This is a genomic window from Hydrogenophaga pseudoflava, assembly GCF_031020795.1.
Lineage (GTDB): Bacteria > Pseudomonadota > Gammaproteobacteria > Burkholderiales > Burkholderiaceae_C > Hydrogenophaga > Hydrogenophaga pseudoflava_A.
Genome location: NZ_JAVHJP010000002.1, coordinates 701,738 through 726,226, shown reverse-complemented (window position 1 = coordinate 726,226; position 24,489 = coordinate 701,738). Strand labels below are relative to the sequence as shown.

22 protein-coding genes are annotated in these 24,489 nt (G+C 67.5%); 10 read left to right on the top strand and 12 right to left on the bottom strand.

The window, feature by feature from the left end; translation table 11 throughout:
• Positions 1-8: 8 nt before the first annotated feature.
• Positions 9-995: an alpha/beta hydrolase gene (locus RCO38_RS09185; protein WP_308327990.1), complete on the bottom strand. Its 987-nt coding sequence runs from the start codon at positions 993-995 to the stop codon at positions 9-11.
• A gap of 114 nt (positions 996-1,109) precedes the next feature.
• On the opposite strand from RCO38_RS09185, the gene RCO38_RS09180 reads away from it, so the two are divergent.
• Positions 1,110-2,267, top strand: a complete 1,158-nt coding sequence (locus RCO38_RS09180; protein ID WP_308327989.1) for an iron-containing alcohol dehydrogenase — start codon at positions 1,110-1,112, stop codon at positions 2,265-2,267.
• A gap of 15 nt (positions 2,268-2,282) precedes the next feature.
• Here the strand turns inward: RCO38_RS09180 and RCO38_RS09175 are convergent, their stop codons facing one another.
• Positions 2,283-2,792 carry a hypothetical protein gene (locus RCO38_RS09175; RefSeq protein WP_308327988.1) on the bottom strand — a complete coding sequence of 170 codons (510 nt, stop codon included), beginning with the start codon at positions 2,790-2,792 and terminating at the stop codon, positions 2,283-2,285.
• Between the two features lie 86 nt (positions 2,793-2,878).
• Positions 2,879-3,856 carry a YcjF family protein gene (locus tag RCO38_RS09170; protein WP_308327987.1) on the bottom strand — a complete coding sequence of 326 codons (978 nt, stop codon included), beginning with the start codon at positions 3,854-3,856 and terminating at the stop codon, positions 2,879-2,881.
• An 87-nt stretch (positions 3,857-3,943) separates the two neighbouring features.
• On the opposite strand from RCO38_RS09170, the gene RCO38_RS09165 reads away from it, so the two are divergent.
• The 6 genes from RCO38_RS09165 to RCO38_RS09140 all read left to right on the top strand — a co-directional run bounded on the left by RCO38_RS09165 (position 3,944) and on the right by RCO38_RS09140 (position 9,114).
• A complete protein-coding gene (locus RCO38_RS09165; protein WP_308327986.1) occupies positions 3,944-4,492 on the top strand; it encodes a septation protein A in 549 nt (182 codons plus the stop codon).
• Positions 4,492-4,770 (top strand): BolA family protein, encoded by a 279-nt coding sequence (locus RCO38_RS09160; RefSeq protein WP_308327985.1) that lies wholly within the window; start codon positions 4,492-4,494, stop codon positions 4,768-4,770. Before RCO38_RS09165 ends, RCO38_RS09160 begins: the two co-directional genes overlap by 1 nt.
• Positions 4,771-4,778: 8 nt before the next feature.
• Positions 4,779-5,558, top strand: coding sequence for a foldase protein PrsA (locus RCO38_RS09155; protein ID WP_308327984.1), 780 nt, complete (start codon positions 4,779-4,781; stop codon positions 5,556-5,558).
• A gap of 158 nt (positions 5,559-5,716) precedes the next feature.
• The gene (locus RCO38_RS09150; protein WP_308327983.1) at positions 5,717-7,060 is read left to right on the top strand and encodes a glutamine synthetase family protein; all 1,344 of its coding nucleotides are present in this window, start codon (positions 5,717-5,719) and stop codon (positions 7,058-7,060) included.
• A 13-nt stretch (positions 7,061-7,073) separates the two neighbouring features.
• On the top strand, positions 7,074-8,456 hold the full coding sequence (locus RCO38_RS09145) for an aspartate aminotransferase family protein (RefSeq protein WP_308327982.1): 1,383 nt from the start codon (positions 7,074-7,076) through the stop codon (positions 8,454-8,456).
• A gap of 10 nt (positions 8,457-8,466) precedes the next feature.
• A complete protein-coding gene (locus tag RCO38_RS09140; RefSeq protein ID WP_308327981.1) occupies positions 8,467-9,114 on the top strand; it encodes a GntR family transcriptional regulator in 648 nt (215 codons plus the stop codon).
• A gap of 6 nt (positions 9,115-9,120) precedes the next feature.
• On the opposite strand, the gene RCO38_RS09135 is transcribed toward RCO38_RS09140, so the two are convergent.
• Both RCO38_RS09135 and RCO38_RS09130 read right to left on the bottom strand, forming a co-directional pair.
• Positions 9,121-9,870, bottom strand: a complete 750-nt coding sequence (locus tag RCO38_RS09135) for a heparan-alpha-glucosaminide N-acetyltransferase (RefSeq protein ID WP_308327980.1) — start codon at positions 9,868-9,870, stop codon at positions 9,121-9,123.
• On the bottom strand, positions 9,867-10,622 hold the full coding sequence (locus RCO38_RS09130; RefSeq protein ID WP_308327979.1) for an alpha/beta fold hydrolase: 756 nt from the start codon (positions 10,620-10,622) through the stop codon (positions 9,867-9,869). Before RCO38_RS09130 ends, RCO38_RS09135 begins: the two co-directional genes overlap by 4 nt.
• 88 nt (positions 10,623-10,710) lie before the next feature.
• Here RCO38_RS09130 and RCO38_RS09125 point away from each other — a divergent pair, with 88 nt between their 5' ends.
• Positions 10,711-12,690 carry a peptidase U32 family protein gene (locus RCO38_RS09125; RefSeq protein WP_308327978.1) on the top strand — a complete coding sequence of 660 codons (1,980 nt, stop codon included), beginning with the start codon at positions 10,711-10,713 and terminating at the stop codon, positions 12,688-12,690.
• Here RCO38_RS09125 and RCO38_RS09120 read toward each other — a convergent pair.
• The 7 genes from RCO38_RS09120 to RCO38_RS09090 form a co-directional block, all read right to left on the bottom strand.
• A complete protein-coding gene (locus RCO38_RS09120) occupies positions 12,660-13,133 on the bottom strand; it encodes a GNAT family N-acetyltransferase (protein ID WP_308327977.1) in 474 nt (157 codons plus the stop codon). The two genes, RCO38_RS09125 and RCO38_RS09120, sit on opposite strands and share 31 nt — an antisense overlap.
• Before the next feature lie 20 nt (positions 13,134-13,153).
• Positions 13,154-13,528 (bottom strand): hypothetical protein, encoded by a 375-nt coding sequence (locus RCO38_RS09115; protein WP_308327976.1) that lies wholly within the window; start codon positions 13,526-13,528, stop codon positions 13,154-13,156.
• A 112-nt stretch (positions 13,529-13,640) separates the two neighbouring features.
• Entirely contained in the window at positions 13,641-14,174 is a 534-nt protein-coding gene (locus RCO38_RS09110; RefSeq protein ID WP_308327975.1) for a hemerythrin domain-containing protein, read from the bottom strand.
• Between the two features lie 83 nt (positions 14,175-14,257).
• Positions 14,258-15,223: a DUF808 domain-containing protein gene (locus RCO38_RS09105; protein ID WP_308327974.1), complete on the bottom strand. Its 966-nt coding sequence runs from the start codon at positions 15,221-15,223 to the stop codon at positions 14,258-14,260.
• Positions 15,224-15,242: 19 nt separating this feature from the next.
• Complete coding sequence (locus RCO38_RS09100) at positions 15,243-16,055, bottom strand: phytanoyl-CoA dioxygenase family protein (protein ID WP_308327973.1); 813 nt, start codon at positions 16,053-16,055, stop codon at positions 15,243-15,245.
• 7 nt (positions 16,056-16,062) lie between these two features.
• Positions 16,063-20,070, bottom strand: a complete 4,008-nt coding sequence (purL, locus tag RCO38_RS09095; protein ID WP_308327972.1) for a phosphoribosylformylglycinamidine synthase — start codon at positions 20,068-20,070, stop codon at positions 16,063-16,065.
• 91 nt (positions 20,071-20,161) lie between these two features.
• Positions 20,162-20,812, bottom strand: a complete 651-nt coding sequence (locus RCO38_RS09090; protein ID WP_308327971.1) for a hypothetical protein — start codon at positions 20,810-20,812, stop codon at positions 20,162-20,164.
• Positions 20,813-20,932: 120 nt separating this feature from the next.
• Here RCO38_RS09090 and map point away from each other — a divergent pair, with 120 nt between their 5' ends.
• Together map and RCO38_RS09080 are read left to right on the top strand one after the other, a co-directional pair.
• Positions 20,933-21,754: a type I methionyl aminopeptidase gene (gene map, locus RCO38_RS09085; RefSeq protein WP_308327970.1), complete on the top strand. Its 822-nt coding sequence runs from the start codon at positions 20,933-20,935 to the stop codon at positions 21,752-21,754.
• A gap of 15 nt (positions 21,755-21,769) precedes the next feature.
• Positions 21,770-24,472 (top strand): [protein-PII] uridylyltransferase, encoded by a 2,703-nt coding sequence (locus tag RCO38_RS09080; RefSeq protein ID WP_308327969.1) that lies wholly within the window; start codon positions 21,770-21,772, stop codon positions 24,470-24,472.
• Positions 24,473-24,489: the final 17 nt, after the last annotated feature.

The following is a 24,489-nucleotide window of genomic DNA, read 5'->3' as shown; positions in this document are numbered from 1 at the left end:
GTGGCATCTCAAGGTTCTCCGAAGGCGTGGCGCAGCGCGCGGGCGGCGTCGTTGTGGGCGGTCAAGGCAGTGGGGATGGCGCGACCGAACTGGATGAAGCCGTGCACCACGCCCGCGTAGATCTCCAGGTCCACCGGCACACCGGCCATGCGCAGCCGGTCGGCGTACAGCACACCCTCGTCGGTCAGGCAATCGCACTCGGCCAGGCCGATCCAGGCGGGCGCCACGCCGTCCAGATCGCGCACCTGGCCGGTCTCGTCCACACCGTCCAGCGGTGCGAAGCGCCAGTCGTTGCGGTCCTGCGGATCGCGCAGGTAGTGGCCGAAGAAATAGCTGATGTGCGGCTCTTCGAGGATGAAGCCGTGGGCGAAGGTCTTGTGGCTGGGCGTGTCCTGGTGGCCGGCGGTGCCGGGGTAGAACAGCAGCTGCAGCGCCAGTGGCCAGCCAGCGTCCCGCGCGGCGATGGCGGTGACCGCCGCCAGCGTGCCACCGGCACTGTCGCCACCGACGGCGATCCTCGAACCATCGAGCTTCAAGGCTTGCGCCTGTTCACGCAGCCACCCCAGTGCGTCGCAGGCATCGTGCACCGCGGTGGGGAACTTCCAATCGGGCGCCAGCCGATAGTCGAGCGAGACCACGGCGCAGTGCGCCAGATGGGCCAGGTGGCGGCACAGCGGCTCGTGGGTGGCGATGTTGCCGACGGTGAAACCGCCGCCGTGCAGGTAGAGCAGCACCGGCAGGGGTTGGTCACTGGCGGGGGCGTACAGGCGCGCCGGCAGCTCAAACCCGTCGCGCGCCGCGATCACGAGATCCTCGGTCCGTGCCAGCTTGTGCGACGGAATGTCCACCACACCCGCACCGGCGGCGTAGGCGGCCTTGGCCTGGTCGGGGGTCAGCGCGTGCAGCGGCGGATGCCCGGCGCGGGCGATGCGGTCGATCAGGCCGCGCATGGCAGGACTCAGCAGGGACCTGGGGTTGGGGTGGTGCGACGACATGGGCCGGCATTGTGGCCGTCTTTTCCGTCGCCCGCTGACCGCTGCGCGACCCGGACCGGGCAACTCAGCCCGTATAGTTTTCGCCATTCCACACAACGAGCGAGACAAGCAGCCATGGCGCAAATTCTGTATGTCACCAACATCCTGATCGAAGACGGCGCGCTGGCGCAGCTGGCCGCCGAATGCACCCGGGCCGGCATCACGCGGCCGCTGATCGTCACCGATGCCGGCGTGAAGGGCGCAGGCCTGCTGGAGCGGGCGCTGGCCGCCCTGCCCGGCTGGCCGGTGGCGGTGTTCGACCAGACTCCCGGCAACCCCAACGAGGCGGCGGTGCGCGCTGCGGTCGAAGCCTGCAAGGCCGGCGGCTGCGACGGCCTGATCGCGCTGGGCGGCGGCAGCTCGATCGACTGCGCCAAGGGCGTGGCCATCGCCGCCACCCACGAAGGCCCGCTCAAGACCTACGCCACCATCGAAGGCGGCTCACCGAAGATCACCCCGGCCGTGCTGCCGCTGATTGCGGTGCCGACCACGGCGGGCACCGGCAGCGAGGTGGCGCGCGGCGCCATCGTGATCGTCGACGACGGCCGCAAGCTGGGCTTTCACAGCTGGCACCTGGTGCCCAAGACCGCCCTCCTCGACCCGGCCCTCACCCTGGGCCTGCCGCCCCTGCTGACCGCCGCCACCGGCATGGACGCGATCGCACACTGCATGGAAACCTTCATGGCCCCGGCCTTCAATCCGCCGGCCGACGGCATCGCGCTCGACGGCCTGCAGCGTGGATGGGCCCACATCGAACGCGCCACCACCAACGGCCAGGACCGCGAGGCGCGGCTGAACATGATGAGCGCGTCCATGCAGGGCGCCATGGCCTTCCAGAAAGGCCTGGGCTGCGTGCACAGCCTGAGCCACAGTCTGGGCGGCGTGAACCCGAGGCTGCACCACGGCACGCTCAACGCCCTCTTCCTGCCCGCGGTGATCGGGTTCAACGCCGGAGCCGAAAGCGTGCAGAAAGAGCGGCGCCTGCAGCGCATGGCGCACGCCATGGGGCTGGCGGACGACGGTGACGCGGCGGCGGTGGGCCAGCGGCTGGGCGAGGCGATCAGGGCCATGAACGCCCGGCTGGGTCTGCCCTCTGGGCTGGCCGCACTGGGCGTGACCGAGGACCTGTTCGAGCGCGTGATCCAGGGCGCGCTGGCTGACCACTGCCACAAGACCAACCCGCGGCTGGCCAGCGCAGAGGACTACCGGGACATGCTGCGGGCCTCGATGTGAGGCCCGTCCGCCTCGTCAGTTGCGGCGCTTGAGCGTGTACCGGCTCTCGTAAAAGCTGTTGGGATAGCCTTCGGCATCCTTGCCGGCGTCGATGTCGCCCAGTTGCAGGGTAGTGCCGTCGGTGTACATCACCAGCTTGCCGTTGCCCTGGTCGGATGCGCCATTGAACTTGTCGGCGGTCACGCCGGCAATGGCCTTGGTGCCGGCGTGGTTCATCGACAGGTTGGTCAGCACCTTTTCGTCCTTCACGCTGGGGCCGGAGCAGGAACTGCCGATGTAGCCGTAGAGGACCACGTTGCCGCTGAAGCTGGTGGCCGAGGTCTTGGTGAAGTCGGCCCGCACCCTGCCGGAAGCGCCGCCCTCTTCGAAGCAGTCCGATTCCCAAGTACCGATGTACTTGGCCACCACATCGCCAGAGCTGTCCCCCGCCACCGAGGGATCATCGTCACCACCACCACAGGCGGTCAGGAGAGCGGCCGTTGCCAGGGCGGCACCGATCAGTGAAAGGGCGCGGATTCTTTTCATGATGGGAATTCCTTGCATGGGGAGAAAAAGGGTTGGGGAGCATTCTGCCGCAGGACGACCGCGGGCCAGCACGCTTGCAGCGGACCTCAGGGATTGCCTCGGACCATCCCGAGCACCTTGCCCATGTCCAGCGTGCGAGACATGTCCTGCATCTGGGGCAAATACTGGGCCTGCATCTGTTTCGCAGGCGCCAGCAACTGCTGGAAGGTCTGCTGCAGCAAGGCGGTGCTCATGACGCGGCCGCCGGCGTAGTAGCGCCGGGCCACCTGGCCGAGCGCGTAGGTGGTGGCGAACGACATGGCCATGCCAGTGGCCACGCCACCCATCCCGCCGATGGTGCGACCGGCCACCTTGCCCAACAGTCCTCCGAGCAGCTTGCGGCCGAACTGCTCCACGTACTGGGATGTCAGTCCCACGCCGACGGTGGTGATGAACTCCTTGATGTGGCCTTGGTCGAGTTCGATGCCGTAGGTGCGGCCGATGTTGTAGACCATGCGGACCTGCAACGGGATGATGGCCATCGACGCCCAGGACTGGGGCAGCAGCTCGAGCGCGCCATTGAGCAGGGCCGCATTCAGGATGGTCTTGTCCAGCGCGGCTTCGCGCGCCGGATCGTTGATCGGTGTGTGCCCCGGCACAGCGACGGCCGACGACAACGGCGGACGCATAGGCGCCGCAGCGGCGGCGGCCGTGAGCACCGCATCGGCCTCCTGCTCGAACGCCTGGGCACGGCCAGCGTCCAGCGCCAGGCGGGACTTCAGATCCGACAGGAACGCCGTTTCGGCCGCGTTCTGGCGCCCGTCGGCATCGGAAACACAGACCGCCATTTCGTAGGCCAGCTGGCGCTGGGCCGGATCGGCCAGCGCAGACACGGCGTCGGCCAGTGTCACGCGCTTGAGCAGCACATCCTGGTACACGTTCGCGAGCGCCGCACCACCGGCCTCGCGGCCCAGCGACTCCGCCAGGCGACGCACGGCCTCGCGCTCGGCATCGGCCTTGTCGCCGTCAGCGAAGGCGGCGAGCAGTGCGATGGTCAGAATGGCGTGCTGTTCTTTCAGATCCATGGAACGTGTTCCTTTGAAGATGACTCGGAGCACTGTAGAGCAACCCCTGCCGCCCGGGTTCCCGGTGGCTGGCCCGATAATCCACCCATGCGTTTCCTGATCGACTTTTTCCCCATCGCGCTCTTTGTCGCCGCCTACAAGTTCGGCGACATCTACAGCGCGACCGCTGTGCTCATGGCCGCCACCGTGGTGCAGACCGGCATCATCTACGGCGTCGACAAGAAGCTTCAGACGCTTCAAAAGGTGACGCTTCTTCTGGTGCTGGTGTTTGGCGCGCTCACCCTGCTGCTGCACGACGAACGCTTCATCAAGTGGAAGCCCACGGTCCTGTACGCCAGCATGGCCATCGTGCTGGCGGCGGCGCTGTGGATCTGGAAGAAGAACTTTCTGCAAATCCTGCTGGGCAGCCAGCTGAATCTGCCGGCTCCGGTGTGGTCTCGACTAACGGTGATCTGGATTGCCTACTTCCTGTTCATGGCCGCCATCAACGGCTATGTGGCGGCCTACTATTCCACCGAAGACTGGGTGAACTTCAAGCTCTGGGGCTATGTCTTCCCGGTGGTGTTCATCATCGGTCAGGGGCTCTACATCGCCCGCTACCTCAAGAGCGACACCGAAGCGGGGACCGGATCGTGATGCCCGACCAGCTGTTTGTTCCCACCGCAGGCGCGTTGCAGGCCGCCCTGGACACCGCCCTCAGCCCGAGCCGGCTGGAAGTCATCGACGAAAGCGCGGCCCACGCCGGGCACTCCGGTGCCAACGGGCTGGGTTATGGCACCCACTTCCGGGTGCGCATCGCCGCCCCGGCGTTCACCGGCAAGAGCCGCGTGGCGCAGCATCGCCTTGTGTATGATGCACTGCGCAATTTCACCGACGCCGGCCTGCATGCGCTGGCCATCGAAATCCTCACTTGATTCTCACCATGAAATTCTCCCTGTCGGCCCTGACCGCTGCGGCCCTGATCGTTGCCGCTCCCCTGGCCATGGCCCAGAACGTCGCCATCGTCAACGGCAAGGCCGTGCCCAGCAGCCGCGTCACCGCACTGGAGCAGCAGATCGCGGCTTCCGGCCGTCCGATCGACGAGGCCACCCGCGCCCAGATCAAGGAAGAAGTCATCCTGCGCGAAGTGTTCATGCAGGAAGCCCAGAAGCGCGGCATTGCCGCCACGCCGGAGTACAAGGAGCAAATGGAACTGGCCCGCCAGACCATCATGATCCGCGCGCTGTTCGCCGACTACCAGAAGAAGAACCCGGTGTCCGACGCCGACCTGAAGGCCGAGTACGACAAGTTCGCCGCGGCCAATGGTGGCAAGGAGTACCGTGCCCGCCACATCCTGGTCGAGAAGGAAGAAGAGGCCAAGGCCATCATCGCGGCCATCAAGGGCGGTGTCAAGTTTGAAGACCAGGCCAAGGCCAAGTCCAAGGACCCGGGTTCCGGTGCCAACGGGGGCGACCTCGACTGGGCCAATGCCGCGAGCTATGTCACGGAGTTCTCCGAGGCCATGATCAAGCTCGACAAGGGCCAGATGACGCAGGAGCCGGTCAAGAGCCAGTTCGGCTGGCACATCATCCGTGTCGACGACGTGCGCCAGGCCAAGCTGCCCACGTTCGAAGAACTCAAGCCGCAAATCGCGCAGCAGATGCAGCAGCAGAAGCTGGGCGACTTCCAGCGCACCCTGCGCGAGAAGGCCAAGATCCAGTAAGCTTGGTTCTCTCACCCACAAAAAGCGCGGCCCGGGCCGCGCTTTTTTTTGGCCCTTAAGCCGGTGGATCTGGCCGGATTGCTTCGATTGGATTTGATCAAATATTCAAAATCAAGATCCGAAATGCCAGAATGGCGCACTCATTTGATCAAATCCATATGAACGCCCCCACCGACATCCGAGCCTTCCTGGCCGAGCACCGCATCCACGAGGTCGAGTGCGTGATCCCCGACATGACGGGAATAGCGCGCGGCAAGATCCTGCCCAAGGACCTCTTCCTCAACTCCGGCCACATGCGCCTGCCCAAGAGTGTGCTGCTCAACACGGTCAACGGCCAGCAGCCCGACAACGCGGCCTTCGTCGGCGACACCGACCCGGACATGGTCTGCGTGCCCGACCTGTCGACGGCGCGCATGGTGCCGTGGGCGGCCGAACAGGTCGCGGTGATCATCCACGACTGCCAGGAGTTCGACGGCTCGCCGGTCGCGCTGTCCCCCCGCGGCGTGCTGCGCCGCGTGCTCGCGCTGTACGAAGCCCAGGGCTGGCAGCCGGTGGTGGCGCCCGAAATGGAGTTCTACTTGGTGGCCCGCCAGCAAAACCCGCACGAGCCGCTGCAGCCGCCGCTGGGCCGCACCGGCAAGCCCGAGGCGGGCCGGCAGTCCTACTCCATCGACGCCGTCAACGACTTCGACCCCTTCTTTCTGGAACTCTCGCGCTTTTGCGAGGTGCACCGGCTGGGCGTCGAGACCCTGATCCACGAGGCGGGCGCCGGCCAGATGGAGATCAACTTCACCCACGGCGACGCCATGGACCTGGCCGACCGGGTGTTCCTGTTCAAGCGCACGGTGCGCGAAACCGCGCTGCGCCACGGCATCTTCGCCACCTTCATGGCCAAGCCCATGGAGGCCGAGCCGGGCAGCGCGATGCACATCCACCAGAGCATCCTGGACCGCGCCACCGGCCGCAACATCTTCAGCGATGACGACGGCGCGGTCACGCCGCATTTCCGCCACTTCATCGCCGGCCTGCAGCGCTATGTGCCTCAGGTGATGCCCATGCTGGCGCCCTATGTGAACTCCTACCGCCGCCTCTCGCGCTACATGTCGGCGCCGATCAATGTGCAGTGGGGCTACGACAACCGCACCTGCGGCATCCGGGTGCCTGAGTCCGACCCGGCCAACCGGCGGCTGGAGAACCGCGTGCCGGGCGTGGACGTGAATCCCTACCTGGCCATGGCCGCGACCCTGGGCGCCGGGTACCTGGGCCTGATGGAAAAGCGACAGCCCAGCGAGCCGATGAAGACCAGCGCCTGGGACCGCGACTACGAGCTGCCCAGCCACATGGAAGACGCGCTGCGCCGCATGCGCGAGTGTGAAGCCCTGCGCGACGTGCTGGGTGGTGCCTTCATCGACGCCTTTCTCGCGGTCAAGGAACTGGAATACGCCACCTACAACCGCGTGATCAGTTCCTGGGAGCGCGAACACCTGCTGCTGCTGGTCTGAGGAGACACACGACATGACGCAAGAGCAACGCCCCACCCGCGCCGGCCTGGACTGGGCCCGCGCCCAGGCCTTTCTCGCGCAGGAACGCGCGCGCTTCACCGCCGACCACCCGCGCTCGGCCGCACTGGCCGAGCGTGCGCGCGGGCACCTGCTGTTCGGCGTGCCGCTGCACTGGATGAACGACTGGGACACGCCTTTCGCACTGCACGTGGACCACGCCTGCGGCGCCCAGGTGACCGACGTCGACGGCCACACCCTGGTCGACTTTTGCCTCGGTGACACCGGTGCCATGTTCGGCCACTCGCCGGCGCCGGTGGCGACCGCCCTCGCCCGCCAGGCCTCGCGCGGCTACACCACCATGCTGGCCACCGAGGACGCTGCCGTGGTCGGCGAACAGCTGGCGCAGCGCTTTGGCCTGCCGGTCTGGCAATTCGCGATGAGCGCCACCGACGCCAACCGCTACATCGTGCGCTGGATCCGCGCCGCCACGGGCCGCAAGAAAATCCTCGTGTTCAACGGCTGCTACCACGGGACCATCGAGGACGTGTTCGTCGACCTGGTCGACGGCCGCCCGGTGCAGCGCGACAGCCTGCTGGGCCAGGTGCACAAGCTGCTGGACACCACGGTGGTGGTGGAATTCAACGACCTGGCCGCGCTTGAAGACGCCTTGAAGGCCGGCGACGTGGCCTGCGTGCTGGCCGAACCGGTGATGACCAACATCGGCATGGTCTTGCCCGAGCCCGGCTTCTGGGACCAAGCCCAGCGCATCATCCGCCGCCACGGCACGCTGCTGGTGATGGACGAAACCCACACCATCAGCACCGGCCCGGGCGGCTACGCGCAGGCCCACGGCATCGCGGCCGATGCCCTGGTGCTGGGCAAGCCGGTGGGCGGCGGTGTGCCCTGCGCGGTCTACGGCATGAGCGCCGAACTGGCCGCGCGCGCCGAACGGGCCAAGCGCGAAGCCCCGCCCGGCCACAGCGGCATCGGCACCACGCTGACCGGCAACATGCTCGCCATGGCCGCGATGCGCGCCGCGCTGACCGAGGTCATGACGCCCGATGCCTACGGCCACATGCTGGGGCTGGCGCAAGGCCTGGCCGACGGGCTGCGCCAGGTGATCGCACGCCAAGGCCTGCCCTGGTGCGTGACCCAGGTCGGCGCCCGCACCGAGTTCCAGTTCTGCCCCACCCCGCCCGCCAGCGGCAGCGAGGCCGACCGCAGCCTGGACGGCGAACTGGAGCACCTGATCCACCTGGGCCTGCTCAATCGCGGTGTCATGATCACGCCCTTCCACAACATGATGCTGGTCTGCCCGCAAACCACCGAAGAACAGGTCGCCCGGCTGACCTCCGCGCTGGACGAGGTGCTGGCGCAGATCACCCCGCTGCGCTGACCCCCATGCCATGAAGACATCACCCGCCCCGACGCAGCAGGACGAGACCTACACGCGGCTGCGCCAGTGGGTCACGGTCGGCAAGTTTCTGCCGGGCGAGCGGCTGAAGATCCACGCCATCGCCCAGCAGCTGGGCGTGGGCGTGATGCCGGTGCGAGCCGCCCTGCAGCGGCTGGCGGCCGAGGGGGCGCTGGTCAACGTGCCGCACGCCGGCATGCAGGTGCCCAAGCTCTCGCTGGCCGAGTTCGACGATGTGCTGCAGACCCGGCTGCTGCTCGAAGGCGAGGCCGCCGAGCGCGGCGCCCACCGGCTGGACGCCAGCGGCGTGGCCGAACTGCTGGCACTGGAGCAGCAGATGCGCGACGCGCTCAAGGCCAACGACGCCAAGGGCTACCTCGACGCCAACGAGCTGTTCCACCTGCGCCTGTACCAGGCCGCCGCCTCGCCCACCCTGCTCTCGCTGATCGAGACCGTCTGGCTCAAGGTCGGGCCGCTGTCGAACAAACTGTTCGAGGCACCGGCCTCGCTGCGGGTCATCAACGAGGCGCACGGCGACGCCGTGATGGCGCTGCGGCTGCGCGACAGCGCCGGTGTGCGGCGCGCGATCGAGAAAGACCTGTTCGTGGCGGCGCAGTTCCTGCGGCCGTTCTGCGCCTGAACCAGCTCAGCCGCGCCACCACACGAAGGCCGCCAGCAGGCCGATCATCACCGGCTGGTGCAGCAGGTAGTACGGCAGACTCCAGCGCCCGAGCACCACCATCGCGCGCTTGAAACCGGCGACGGGTGCATCGCCCGCACCCAGCCACTGCGGCCGGTGCACGAGCAGCCAGCGCCCTGCCGCCACGCCCCACCACATCACGCCCAGCCAGGGCAGCACCGGGGCGTAGTCTTCGGTCACCGGCAGCTCGCTGATGAAGCCCAGCGCGTTCCAGCCCGGCTGGTTCAGGAAGGCCAGCGAGGGCAGCGCGCCGATCACCAGGGGCGCGACCCACTTCATCGCAATCGCCAGCGCACCCAGCGGCCAGAGCCAGGCGCCCCAACCCGCCGTCAGCCGCACCAGGATCAGCATGACCGCGATGCCGTGCAGGATGCCGAAGTAGATGAAGGTGTCCGGGAACATCAGCCAGGAGCCGGCCGACACGAGCAGCGCCCCACCGGCCACCTGCGCCCAGCGCTTCCAGAAACGCGGCCAGCCTTGTCCCTGCTGCACGGCCACCGCCTGCGACAGCCCGGCGGTGAACAGGAACAGGCTCACGATCATCGTGCGCTGCCAGGTCCAGAACGGGTCGTCGTAGAAGTCCTGCGCGATGAAGCCGAAGTGGTTCAGGTCGAAGCAGAAATGGAAGGCGGTCATCCACAGCATCGCCGCCGCACGCAGCAGGTCGATGCGGTCCAGCCGGGGTGTGGCGGTCACCGGCAACTGGAGTGCACCTTCAGCAGCAGCTGCGCCAGCTCGCGCGGCGCACTCACCATCGGGTCGTGCCCCGTGGCCAGTTCATACACCGTCCAGCCCGGCTCGCTGCGCACCCGCTTGCGGGCCGCGTCGATGGTGGCCAGCGGCGGGTTGGTGCAGTCGATGAAGCTGTGCGGGATGGCCCAGACCAGGGCCGGATCGAACAGCAGGGTCTCGTGGTAGAGGCGGTAAGGCTGCGGCGTCTGGCGGCGGTTGACCCAGTCGCGATCGGCGCCCTCCAGGCCGAACACGCTGGCGTCCGGGGGTGGAAAGCTCAGCCCGCCGCTGCTCTCCTGCGCCTCGGCCGCACGCTTGGCCACGGTCTCCGGCGCGTGCGGGGTGCTCCAGCTGTTGCCAGGATCGGGGACGCCTGCGTCCAGGTAGACGAGGTGCTGCAGCAGGCCGGGGTGCGAACGCTGCAGGCGGTCGGCCACGCAGGTGATCAGGTTGCCCGCGTAGCTGTGACCGACCAGCAACACGCGCGGCAGTTCCTCGGCCTCGATCAGCCCGATCACGTCCTGGATGTGGGTATTGATGCCCACCGTCGGGCTCAGCAGGTGCGCCCGTTCCCCCACCCCGGTGAGCGTGACCGCGTGGGCGTCCACACCGGCGCCTCTGAGCAGCGGAAGCACCCGCTTCCAGCACCAGGCGCCGTGCCAGGAACCATGGACGAGGACGATGGCGGTACTCGAAGGGTCTTGGGCAGCAGGCATGGGCGATCTCCGGGACAATATCGGGTTGATTTGCGGGGGCCGTTGGAGGCCCTGATTCTGCCTGTACCGCCCCATTTCCTGCGTCACCATGTTGCCTCACCAGCTCGAACTGCTTGCCCCTGCCCGCGACGCCGACATCGGCATCGAGGCCGTGAACCACGGGGCCGACGCGGTCTACATCGGCGGCCCGTCCTTCGGCGCCCGCACCAGCGCCGACAACAGCGTGCAGGACATTGCCCGCCTCGTGCGTCACGCCCACCGCTACAACAGCCGCATCTTCGTGACGATGAACACCATCCTGCGCGACGACGAGCTGGAGCCCGCCCGCAAACTGGCCTGGCAGCTGTACGACGCAGGCGTGGACGCGCTGATCGTGCAGGACATGGGCCTGCTGGAAATCGACCTGCCGCCGATCCAGTTGCACGCCAGCACCCAGACCGACATCCGCACGCCCGAGAAGGCGCGCTTCCTGCAGGATGCGGGCCTGTCCCAGATCGTGCTGGCGCGCGAACTGACGCTGCAGCAGATCGCCGCCATCGACGCCGCGCTCGGAGCGAAGGACGCTCCCGGCCGCGCCATCCTCGAGTTCTTCGTGCACGGCGCGCTCTGTGTGGCCTACAGCGGCCAGTGCTACATCAGCCACGCCCACACCGGCCGCAGCGCCAACCGCGGCGACTGCTCGCAGGCCTGCCGCCTGCCCTATGAGGTGAAAGACAGCCAGGGCCGCATCGTGGCGCACGACAAGCACGTGCTGTCGATGAAGGACAACAACCAGAGCGACAACCTGCGCGAAATCATCGACGCGGGCGTGCGCAGCTTCAAGATCGAAGGCCGCTACAAGGACATGGCCTACGTCAAGAACATCACTGCGCACTACCGCGTGCTGCTCGACGAGATCCTGGAAGAACGGCCGGAACTCGTCCGCGCCAGCAGCGGCGAATGCACCTTCCACTTTCAGCCCGACCCCGACCAGAACTTCAACCGCGAGTTCACCGACTACTTCGTGCAGGGCCGCAAAGAGGACATTGGCGCCTTCGACACGCCCAAGAACCCGGGCCGGCCGATCGGCTTCGTCACCGCCACCGGCCCCAACTTCGTGGAGCTGCAGACCGACGACGCATCCACAGTGATCCACAACGGCGACGGCCTGTGTTACCTGGACCTGCAGAAGGAACTGGTGGGCCTGCAGATCAACCGCGCTGAAGCCGTCAACAAAAAGGGGCTTTGGCGCGTCTTTCCCAAAGACCCGATGGAGGGCTTCAAGGACCTGCGCAAGGGCGTGCAGGTCAACCGCAACCGCGACATGGACTGGGTGCGCGGTCTGGAGAAGAAATCGGCCGAACGCCGCATCGCCGCGTGGTTGACACTGGACGAAACCACCGATGGCTTACGGCTCACCGTGACCGACGAAGACGGCCACAGCGGCAGCGCCACCCTGCCCGGCCCGCTGCAGGATGCCAAGGACCCCAGCCAGGCAGACGCGAAACTGCGTGAGAACCTTTCACGCCTGGGCGACACCCTGTTCCAGCCGCTGGACGTGACGCTGAACCTGAACGGTCCGCGCTTCGTGCCCGCCTCACAGCTCAACGCCCTGCGCCGCGACGCGGTGGAACAGCTCGAAGCCGCCCGCTCTGCGGCCTGGCACCGCCTGCCGCGTGCGACGCCGGTGGAACCGCCCGTGGCCTACCCGGAAGACACGCTCACGTACCTGGCCAACGTGTTCAACCACAAGGCCCGCGACTTCTACGCGAAGCACGGCGTGAAGGTCATTGCCGCCGCCTACGAGAGCCACGAGGAAGAAGGCGAAGTCAGCCTGATGATCACCAAGCACTGCGTTCGCTTCAGCCTCAGCCTCTGCCCCAAACAGGCCAAGGGCGTGACCGGCGTGCAGGGCACGGTGAAGGCCGAACCCATGCAGCTGATCAACGGCAAGGAGAAGCTGACCCTGCGCTTCGACTGCAAGCCGTGCGAGATGCACGTGGTCGGCAAGATCAAACGCAGCGTGATGAACGCGGTGCCGGCCAGCCCGGTGAGGTTCTACAAGACGCGGCCGACGGCGGGGGTCTGAACCCGGCGGTTGTAGGTCAGGAAGACATCGTCACGCACCCAGCCCAGGGATTCGTACAGCCGCTGGGCCGTGGCATTGGTTCTGGCGGTGGTGAGGTCCATGCGCTCCTTGCCTTGCTGGACTGCATGGGCTTCGGCGGCCAGCAACAGCAAGCGCCCGACGCCTGCCTTGCGCATGGCAGGCGCCACGAACAGGTCGTACAGGGTGTAGATCGGCTTGGCTTCCACGGAGCAATAGGTCGGGTACAGCTGGCAAAAGCCCACCAAACCGGCGGCACTTTCTGCCACCAGGATCACGGACTCCCTGTTGGTCAGGCGCGCGGCAATGAAGGCCTGCGCCAGCGCCAGATCAGACGGCTGTTCATAGAACTGGCGATAGAGGTCGAACAGCATAGCGGTCGCAGGGATGTCTGCCGCCTGCGCCGACCTCACGTCGATGCCCATGGTGATTTCCTTTTCATGCATCACACAGCTTCCCGCGCTTCGAGCAGCAACTGCCGCACGCTCACCCCTTTGACCTTGGCCACCGCCCGCACCCGAACGCCCTGCTCCGCTTCGAGCCGGCACCGCTGGTGGTAGTCCAGCCCGTCGGTCTGCCCGGGGTTGTGGGCGGAAATGCGGCGGCTCCACTGGAGCTGGCCGTCGAACTCCACCGCCAGCTCCAGCCAGGCGTCGCCCGGCGGCTCGGCCGGCACGTTCACCAGCAGCGAGATGTCCACATCGAACAGCCGCGCCCGACCGTTGAGGCCGGGGATATTCAGCACCGCCACACTGTCGTCGCTGTCGACGCGCCAGAGCTCGGGTGTGGATTCGGAAGACGTGCCTGGCCGATCTTTCATGCGCCCGGACTGTAGTGCATGCGCGAGCGACACACAGGCCCAGGGGCACTCAAGCTGTCTTTCTGCCCGCCGCGAAGATCGGCAGCAGGCCACGCCGGCCTGCCCGACAGGATCAGATGTACGCGGCCACCGGCTTGGCGTGGCGCATGTGCAGGCTCAGGCCCAGCGCGGCCATGTGGTTGTTGTTGCGGCCCAGGATCACTTCCGACAGCGGCAGGAACTCGGCCTCTTCGTAGGCGGCGTGCGCGGTGTACTCGGTCACCAGCCGCTGCACCTCGGCGATGTCCAGGTCGGTGCTCTGGCCCTTGGCGACCTGCTTGAGCCCCTTCTCCAGCCGCTTCCACAGCGCTTCCACCATGCGGTGCTCTTCGGTCAGGCGCTTGGTCATGGTCTTGACCTTCTCGAGCTCGGCGCCGGGCTGGGCCGAAGCGATCACCGCGGGGAACAGTTCGCGCTCTTCCTCCAGGTGGTGCTCGAAGATGGCTTCGCGGAAGAACTCGAGCGACTGTTCGGCGATCCTGCGGGCGCGGGCGGCGGGTTCCAGCAACGCAGGCAGTTCGTCCAGTGCGCTCAGGCGTTTGACGATGCCGGCATGGCAGTTGGTGAAGTTGCTGATCGGTGCCTGGGTGTCGACGGTGGTGTTCATGGTGGCTCCTCTGTTCATGGGCACCAGTCTGGAGCACCGCGGCGGGAGTGGTCTTGACTCATGTCAAAACCACCCCTGTTCATTCAGTGTGCGGACTGACCGCGCAGCTTGTTGAACGCATTGAACAGCAGCACGCAAACGATGCCGGCGAGCAGTCCGGCCACGCCTCCGGCCAGGCTGTTGACCAGACCACCGACCGCACCCAGGCCTTGCGCCCAGTGCTCGACGGCGTGCCCCAGCGCGGGCACGCCGTGGAGCAGGATGCCGCCACCGACCAGGAACATGGCGGCCGTACCCAGCACGGACAGGGCCTTCATCAGCCAGGGTGCGAACACCAGCAACCCGCGCCCGAAGGCCTGTGCCGCAGACGACGCGCTGCGGCTGAGGTGCATACCCGCGTCATCGAGCTTGACGATGCCGCCGACCAGACCGTACACGCCGACGGTCATGATCAGCGAGATGCCGACCAGCACCGCCACCTGCTGGGCAAAGGGCGCCGATGCGACCGCCCCCAAAGTGATCACGATGATTTCGGCCGAGAGGATGAAGTCGGTGCGCACCGCACCCTTGATCTTCTCCTTCTCGAAGGCAACCAGGTCGACCTTCTCGTCGCTCACGGCCTTCACCAGTTCGGCGTGGTGGGCGTCGTCGTCTTCCTTGGCGTGGAAGAACTTGTGCATCAGCTTCTCGGCACCCTCGAAACAGAGGAACAGGCCGCCCAACATCAGCAGCGGCGTGATCGCCCATGGCGCGACGGCACTGATGGCCAGCGCGGCCGGCACCAGGATGGCCTTGTTGATCAGCGAGCCCTTGGCCACCGCCCAGACCACCGGCAGCTCGCGGTCGGCGTTGACGCCCGTGACCTGTTGTGCGTTGAGCGCGAGGTCGTCACCGAGCACACCCGCCGTCTTCTTGGCCGCCATCTGCGTCATGGCGGCCACATCGTCGGCGGCCGAGACGCTCTGGCGCGCAGCGACCTTGGTCATGGTGGCCACGTCGTCGAGCAGGGTGGCGATGTCGTCAAGCAGTGCAAGGAGGCTGGAGGCCATGGAGGTGGTTCAACTTTCTTCAGGACCAGACTAGGGGAAACAGCGGGTCGTCCATCGGCGCGCCGTCGGGCAGGCGCTGGTCGAGGTCGGGGAACGGCGGTGAGGTGCGCCAGCGGCGCAGGGCATGGGTCGCGTCGTCGCCCAGGTAGCGCGCCGAGAACACGCGGCGCCGCGCGCCGGGACCGGTGCCGCTGCTGGCGTGCAGGCTGAGCATGTGGAAGGCCACACAATCGCCCGGCTCGAGCGCCCAGGCAAGCTGGCGGTAGCGGTCGGGCTCGGCGTCGATGGGCGGCAGCTCGGCCAGCGTGCCGTCGGGAAACCATTTGGCCTGCTGGTCGCGGAAGGTGCGCGGCATGTACCAGGTGCCGTCGTGCGAGCCGGCCACGAACCGCAGCGTGCTCGCCAGCGGTACAGGGTCCACCGGGATCCAGAAGCTCACGTTTTGCATGCCACCGACGTTGTAGTACGGCTGGTCCTGGTGCCAGGGCGTGGGCTGGCGCGTCCCCGCTTCCTTGACCAGCAGGTGGTCGTGGTACAGGCGCACCGTGCGGCTTTGCATCAGCTGCGCCGCCAGATGCGGCAAGGCCGACTCCTGCAGGATGCTCCGGTAACCGGGATTCGCCTGCCAGGTGCAGAAGTCTTCGACGAAGCGCCCCGGGTCGTCGGGCTCACTCGCCACCAGCGCCAGCGGGCTCAGCTGTGCCAGGTTGTGCTCGATGCCGGCTTCGAGTGTGCGCAGTTCGTCGTTGTTCAGCACACCGCGCAGCACCACCGCCCCGTCGCGGGCGTAGGCCAGGGCGGTGTCGGCGGGCAGCGGGTGCAGGCGGCTCATCGCGGGATTAGCCCACCCACTTGCGCGCGTTGCGCCAGATGCGCATCCACGGGCTGAGATCGGACGGGTTGCCGCTGGTCCAGCTCATCTGGATGTTGCGGAACACGCGCTCGGGGTGCGGCATCATGGCCGTGAAACGGCCGTCGGCCGTGGTCACCGCCGTCAGGCCGCCCGGGCTGCCGTTCGGGTTGAACGGGTACTGCTCGGTGGCGGCGCCGCTGTTGTCCACGAAGCGCATGGCGGCGATGGCCTGCGCCGGGTTGCCGCGGTGCCTGAAGTTGGCAAAACCTTCGCCGTGCGCCACGGCGATCGGCAGGCGGCTGCCGGCCATGCCCTGCAGGAACAGGCTGGGCGATGCCAGCACTTCCACCATCGACAGGCGGGCCTCGAAACGCTCGCTCTGGTTGGTGGTGAAGCGCGGCCAGGCCTCGGCGCCGGGGATGATGTCGGCCAGCTCGGCGAACATCTGGCAACCGTTGCACACGCCCAGGCCGAAGGTGTCGGCGCGGCCGAAGAAGCCCTGGAACTGCTCGGACAGCACCGGGTTGAAGGTGATGCTGCGCGCCCAACCGATGCCGGCGCCCAGCGTGTCGCCGTAGCTGAAACCACCACAGGCAACCACGCCCTTGAAGTCGGCCAGCTTGGCACGACCGCTTTGCAGGTCGGTCATGTGCACGTCATACGCTTCGAAACCGGCCTGCGTGAAGGCGTAGGCCATTTCCACGTGCGAGTTCACGCCCTGCTCGCGCAGGATGGCGACCTTGGGGCGGCTCAGGTTCAGGAACGGCGCGGCCACGTTGTCGAGCGGGTCGAACGTCAGGGCCACGTGCATGCCCGGGTCGGCGGGCTGACCAGCAGCGGCGTGTTCGCTGTCGGCGCAGGCCGGGTTGTCGCGCTGCTGGTTGATCTTCCAGCTCACGCTGTCCCAGACCTGCTGCAGGTCGAACAGGCTGGCGCTGAAGACCGCCTTGGTGTCGCGCCAGACCTGCAGCTGTCCCTTGCCCACGTCGATGGACGAGGACGCCGGGCGGGTCTTGCCGACGAAGTGGCTGTGCTTGGACAGGCCGTGCTCGCGCAGGGTCTGCATCACCGCGTTGCGGTCTTCGGTCTTCACCTGCAGGACGACGCCCAGTTCTTCGCTGAACAGGGCCTTGAGCGTGAGTTCCTCGCGGCGGGCGCTGACCTGCTGCGCCCAGTTCTTGGCGTCGCCGCTGTCCATGCGGCTGTCGGTGATGCCGTCGCCTTCGGTGACCAGCATGTCCACGTTCAGCGACACGCCCACCTGGCCGGCAAAGGCCATTTCTGCCGCCGCGGCCAGCAGGCCGCCATCGGAACGGTCGTGGTAGGCCAGGATCTGGCCCTGGGCGCGCAGTGCGTTGACGGCGTTCACCAGGTTGATCAGGTCCTGCGGGCTGTCCAGGTCCGGCACCTCGTCGCCCGGCTGCCCCAGGGTCAGGCCCAGCACGCTGCCACCCAGGCGGTTGCGGCCCTTGCCCAGGTCCACCAGCACCAGGGTGGTGTCGTCGATATCGCGGTTGAGCTGCGGCGTGAGCGTGCCGCGCACGTCGGTCAGCGTCGCAAAGGCGCTGACGATCAGGCTCACCGGCGAGGTGACCTTCTTCTTTTCACCGTCGGCCGTCCACTGGGTGCGCATGGACAGGCTGTCCTTGCCCACCGGCACCGACACGTCCAGCGCCGGGCACAGTTCCATGCCGATGGCCTTGACGGTGGCGTACAGGTCGGCGTCTTCACCCGGTTCGCCACAGGCGGCCATCCAGTTCGCGGACAGCTTGACGCGCGGCAGCTCGATGGGCGCGGCCAGCAGGTTGGTGATCGCCTCGGCCACCGACATGCGGCCCGAGGCCGCGGCATTGATGGCCGCCAGCGGCGTGCGCTCGCCCATGCTCATGGCTTCACCGGCAAACCCGGCGTAGTCGGCCAGGGTCACCGCGCAGTCGGCCACCGGCACCTGCCAGGGGCCGACCATCTGGTCGCGGTGCGACAGGCCACCTACCGTGCGGTCGCCGATGGTGACCAGGAAACGCTTGGACGCCACGGTCGGGTGGCTCAGCACGTCGATCACGGCTTTTTCCAGCGAGACGCCCGTCAGGTCCATGGGCTTGAAACTGCGCTGCACCGTCTTGACATCGCGGTGCATCTTGGGCGGCTTGCCCAGCAGCACGTCCATGGGCATGTCGACCGGGCTTTCCTTGCCTTCATCGACCAGCGACAGGTGGCGCTCTTCGGTCGCCACACCGACGACCGAGAACGGGCAACGCTCGCGCTCGCAGAAGGCCTTGAACTGCGGCAGCGACTCGGGCGCGATGGCCAGCACGTAGCGTTCCTGGCTCTCGTTGCACCAGATTTCCTTGGGCGCCAGGCCACTCTCTTCCAGCGGCACGGCGCGCAGGTCGAAGCGCGCGCCGCGGCCAGCGTCGTTCACCAGTTCGGGGAAGGCGTTGGACAGACCGCCCGCGCCCACGTCGTGGATGAACAGCACCGGGTTTTTCTCGCCCTGCGCCCAGCAGTGGTTGATGACTTCCTGCGCCCGGCGCTCGATCTCGGGGTTGCCGCGCTGCACGGAATCGAAGTCCAGCGAGGCGGCGTTGGTGCCGGTGGCCATGGAGCTGGCGGCGCCACCGCCCATACCGATCTTCATGCCCGGTCCACCGAGCTGGATCAGCAGCGTGCCGGCCGGGAAATCGATCTTCTTGGTCTGGGTTGCGTCGATCTGGCCCAGGCCGCCCGCGATCATGATCGGCTTGTGGTAACCGCGGGTCACGCCGCCCACGTCCTGCTCGTATTCGCGGAAGTAGCCCAGCAGGTTGGGACGGCCGAACTCGTTGTTGAACGCCGCCCCGCCCAGCGGACCCTCCGTCATGATCTGCAGCGGGCTGGCGATGTGCTCGGGCTTGCCGCCCGGCTGGTCGGACAGGCCCCCCCAGAGCTTGGACACGGTGAATCCGGTCAGTCCCGCCTTGGGCTTGGAGCCGCGGCCGGTCGCGCCCTCGTCGCGGATCTCGCCGCCCGCGCCGGTGGAGGCGCCGGGGAAGGGGGAAATCGCGGTCGGGTGGTTGTGCGTTTCCACCTTCATCAGGATGTGATGGGTGGCGGCTTCTGCGGCATACGCGGGCGACGTATCGGCCCCGGCGCGCGCCACGAAGCGCTCCAGCTGGTGGCCTTCCATGATGGAGGCGTTGTCCGAGTACGCCACGACGGTGTGCTGCGGGCTCGTCTGGTGGGTGTGGCGGATCATGCCGAACAGGCTCTTGTCCTGCGCCACGCCGTCGATGGTGAACTGCGCGTTGAATATCTTGTGGCGGCAGTGTTCGCTGTTGGCCTGCGCGAACATCATCAGCTCGACGTCGGTCGGGTTGCGCTTGAGGCCGTTGAAGGCGTTGACGAGGTAATCGATCTCGTCGTCGGCCAGGGCCAGGCCCCATTCGCTGTTGGCTTTTTCCAGCGCGGCGCGGCCACCGCTCAACACATCCACGTGCTCCATGGACGCGGGGTGCAGTTCGGTGAACAGGGCTTCGGCCTGTGAACGCTCGGTGGTCACGGCCTCGGTCATGCGGTCGTGCAGCAGGTCGGCCACGGCGCGCAGCTGGTCTTCGCTCAGGCTGGCCTTGCCCAGCAGGCCGGACTTCAATCCGATGCGGAACTCGACCAGACGCTCGACGCGGTGCAGCGTCAGGCCGCAGTTGTGTGCGATGTCGGTGGCCTTGGAGGCCCAGGGCGAGACGGTACCCAGCCGGGGCAGCACGTACAACGCGGGAGCGCCAGCCTGTTCAGCGGCGACGAAGGCCTCAGAGGCCGGCTCGCCGTAGGTCAGCAGCTGGCCCAGGCGGTCCACCGTGGCGGCGTCGGGCGCGGCGTCGAACGACGCCAGGTGCACGAAGCGGGCCGAGAGGCCGTTGATCTTGTCGGAGATGCCCTGCAGACGGGGCAGGAGTTGCTGGACTTTGAAGTCGCTGACGGCGTTGCCGCCGTCAAAGAAGCGCAGGTGCAGGGTCACGGTGGGTGGCCTTGGGGCTGGCGGGCGCGGGGCGTCCCGGGGATGGGGGAAAGCCCGCGATTTTACCCGCCACCCGGCGGCTCACCGGGTGTCAGAACTGGTATCCGACGCTCACATTGACGACCGGCAGCACCCTGGCGCTGTTCAGGTCGTCCTGCACCTTGCGCTCCTCGGCGGCGATGGCGGCCTGGGCGCCCGGCTGGGCCAGCAGACCGCCCGAGCCGGTCAGCTTGACCTTGGGCTTGCCGATGGACACGCCCAGGTCCAGGCCAAAGGTCCAGCCCGGTTCGTTGTGCCGGCCGTGGCCCCAGCCCACGCCGACGTAAGGCATGGTGCTCGGGTACTTGATGTCGGCGCGCAGGGAATTGCCCGTGGCGTCGAAGCGCTGGCCGTCGATGGTGACCGAGCCGTTGGTGGCCTGGGCATTCAGCGCGGCCGAGGTGCCGCCGAAGGTGGCACCTCCGACCATGCGGAAGGTGCCCAGGAAGGGGCGGAAGTCGACGAACACGCCGTTGCCCTTGAGCTTGAGGTCGCCCTTGTAGGTGATCTGGTCCTCGGTGTAGGTGTCCGACTCGGTCAGGCTGGCCAGCTCACCGCGAACGCCCAGGGCAGGACCGACCGGCAGGTTCAGACCCACCCCGAGGCCACCCGTGCCGGCGACGCCGTACACGCCAACGCCTTGTGCCAGTGCGGAGCCGGACAGGGCCATCAGGGACAAACCGGTGATCAATAGCTTTTTCATGCAAGCGCCTCGCTGTGGGGGGGGGGAAGGAGCGGGCGAGTATAGGAGTGACGACTGCGCCCGGGTGGCTATTTCACCCTTCGTTTCAAACCGCTGCCCGCCACGGGATAATTGCGCCCCATGAGCATCACCTACAAAGACGAGGCTGGCATCGCCGGCATGCGCACCGCCTGCCGCCTGGCCTCGGAGGTTCTGGATTTCCTGACCCCGCACATCCAGCCCGGCGTCACCACGCTGGAAATCGACCGCCTCTCGGCCGACTACATGAAGCAGCAGGGCACGCGCTCGGCCACCATCGGCTACCAGCCCCCTGGCTACCCGCCCTACCCCGGCCACCTCTGCACCTCGATCAACCACGTCGTCTGCCACGGCATCCCCAACGACAAGCCGCTCAAGAAGGGCGACATCCTCAACGTCGACGTCACCGTGATCACGCCAGAGGGCTGGTACGGGGACAACAGCCGCATGTTTCTCATTGGCGGCGAGGCCGCCTGCAGCGTGCAGGCCCGGCGGTTGACCCAGGTCACCTTCGAGGCCATGTGGAAGGGCATCGTGATGGTCAAGCCCGGCGTGCGCCTGGGCGACATCGGCCATGCGATCCAGACCTACGCCGAAGGCAATGGCTATTCGATCGTGCGCGAGTTCTGCGGCCACGGCATCGGCCAGCGCTTCCACGAGGAGCCGCAGGTGCTGCACTACGGCCGCCCCGGCACGCTCGAAGAGCTCAAGCCCGGCATGACCTTCACCATCGAACCGATGATCAATGCCGGCAAGCGCGACATCAAGGAGATGGGCGACGGCTGGACCATCGTCACGCGCGACCGTTCGTTGTCGGCGCAGTGGGAACACACCGTGCTGGTGACTCCCACGGGCTACGAGGTGCTCACGCTCTCGGCGGGCAGCCCGCCCCTGCCCCCTTTCGTGACCACCACCGTCTGCTGATTCCGGAGCCTAGCCATGGGTGAAGCCGCAGGCGAGCTGGGCGCGCTGCGCCAGCGCTACCGCCAGGACAAGACCACCCTGTTCACCCAGCTGGGCGAACAGGGTTCATCGACCCGCGGCGTGCGCCGCACGCTGCAGCAACTTGCACGACTGACCGACGACACCCTGCGGCAGCTCTGGACCAATGCGGGATTTGGCGCCGGGTTCTCGCTGCTGGCCGTCGGTGGTTATGGCCGTGGCGAGCTGTTCCCGAACTCGGACGTCGACGTGCTGGTGTTGCTGCCGGACGGCGCGACGCCCGACGGCGACGAGGCGCTGAAGGCGCGCCTGGAATCCTTCATCGGCGCCTGCTGGGACGTGGGCCTGGAGATCGGCTCCAGCGTGCGCACCGCCTCGGAATGCGTGGAGGAAGCGGAGCGCGACGTGACCGTGCAGACTTCGCTGCTCGAATGCCGCCTGATCGTGGGTTCGCGGGCGCAGTTCACCGGCCTGGTGCGGCGCCTGGGCGAGGTCATGGACCCCAAGGCCTTCTTCGTGGCCAAGACGCTGGAGATGCGGCAGCGCCACACCAAGTACGAGAACACGCCCTACTCGCTCGAGCCCAACTGCAAGGAGTCGCCGGGCGGCCTGCGCGATCTGCAGGTCGTCCTCTGGGTGGCCAAGGCCGCCGGGCTGGGCCGCAGCTGGGATGAGCTGGCGCGACGGGGCCTGGCCACGCCGCTGGAGGTGCGCCAGATCAAGGCCAACGAGGCCCTTCTGAGCCTGATCCGCGCGCGGCTGCACCTGCTGGCCCACCGGCGTGAGGACCGGCTGGTGTTCGACCTGCAGACCGCGGTGGCCGAATCCTTTGGCTACAAGGCGCAGGCGCCGGCGCCGGCCGGCCCGCACGAGCAACCGCCGGCGCCCACCACCCGCCTGGCCCGCCGCGCCAGCGAGGAGCTGATGCGGCGCTACTACTGGGCGGCCAAGGCCGTGACCCAGCTCAACCAGATCCTGCTGCTCAACATCGAGGAGCGCCTGAACAGCGACGAGTGCGGCGCCGACCAGATGCGCCCAATCAACGAGCGCTTCTTCGACAAGGCCGGCATGCTGGAGGTGGCCAGCGACAACCTCTACATCCAGCAGCCCCACGCGATCCTCGAGACCTTTCTGCTCTACCAGACCACGGTGGGCATCAAGGGCCTGTCGGCACGCACGCTGCGCGCGCTGTACAACGCGCGCCCGATCATGAACGGCGCCTTCCGCGCCGACCCGGTCAACCGGGCCACCTTCCTGCAGATCGTGCAGCAGCCCGAGGGCATCACCCACGCCATGCGGCTGATGAACCAGACCTCGGTGCTCGGGCGCTACCTCTGGGTGTTCCGCCACATCGTGGGCCAGATGCAGCACGACCTGTTCCACGTCTACACCGTGGACCAGCACATCCTGATGGTGCTGCGCAACGTGCGGCGCTTCTTCATTGCCGAGCATTCGCACGAGTATCCGTTCTGCTCGCAGTTGGCCGCCGGCTGGGACAAGCCCTGGATCTTCTACGTGGCGGCGCTGTTCCACGACATCGCCAAGGGTCGCGGCGGCGACCACTCCGAGCTGGGCGCGCGCGACGTGCGCAGCTTCTGCCGCCAGCACGGCATCGCGCGCGAGGACGCCCGGCTGATCGAGTTCCTGGTGTCTGAGCACCTGACCATGAGCCGCATCGCCCAGAAGGAAGACCTGAGCGACCCGGACGTGATCGGCGCGTTCGCCCAGCGCGTGGGCAACGAGCGCTACCTCACCGCGCTGTACCTGCTCACGGTGGCCGACATCCGCGGCACCAGCCCCAAGGTGTGGAACGCCTGGAAGGGCAAGCTGCTGGAAGACCTGTACCGCTACACCCTGCGCGCCCTGGGCGGCCGCGCACCCGATCCGGACGCCGTGGTCGAGGCGCGCAAGCGCGAGGCCCTGTCGATGCTCGCGCTGCACGCCCTGCCCCACCAGGCGCACAAGACCCTCTGGGACACGCTGGACGTGGGCTACTTCATGCGCCACCAGGCCGACGAGATCGCCTGGCACACGCGGGTGCTCACGCGCCAGCTGGCCATCAACGCGCGCAGCGGGTCCGGCGTGGCGCCGGCGCCGGCCGGCGAGGCCAGCGCCCCGGACGCCGCCATCGTGCGCGCCCGTCTGTCGCCCGAGGGCGAGGGCCTGCAGGTGCTGGTCTATTCCCCCGACCAGAACGACCTGTTCGCCCGCATCTGCGGCTATTTCGACAACGCCGGTTTCTCGATCCTGGACGCCCGCATCCACACGACCATGACGGGCCATGCGCTGGACACCTTTCAGGTGGTGGCGCCGACGCTGTCGGACCACTACCGCGAACTGATCGCAATGGTCGAAAACAAGCTGGCCAGCACCATCGACGCACGTGGCCCGCTGCCGCCGCCCAGCAAGGGCCGGCTGTCACGCCGGGTCAAGAGCTTCCCGATCACGCCGCGGGTGGACCTTCGGCCCGACGAAAAAGCGCAGCGCTGGCTGCTGAGCATCTCGGCCAGCGACCGCGCCGGACTGCTTTACTGCATCTCTCGCGTGCTGGCCCAACACCAGATCAGCGTGCAGCTGGCCAAGGTCAGCACCTTGGGTGAACGCGTCGAAGACACCTTCCTGATCAGCGGCCCCGAGCTGCAGGTCAACAAGCGCCAGATCCAGATCGAGACCGAGTTGCTGGAAACGCTGGAGGGCTGAGCACCCTCCAGCCCCCC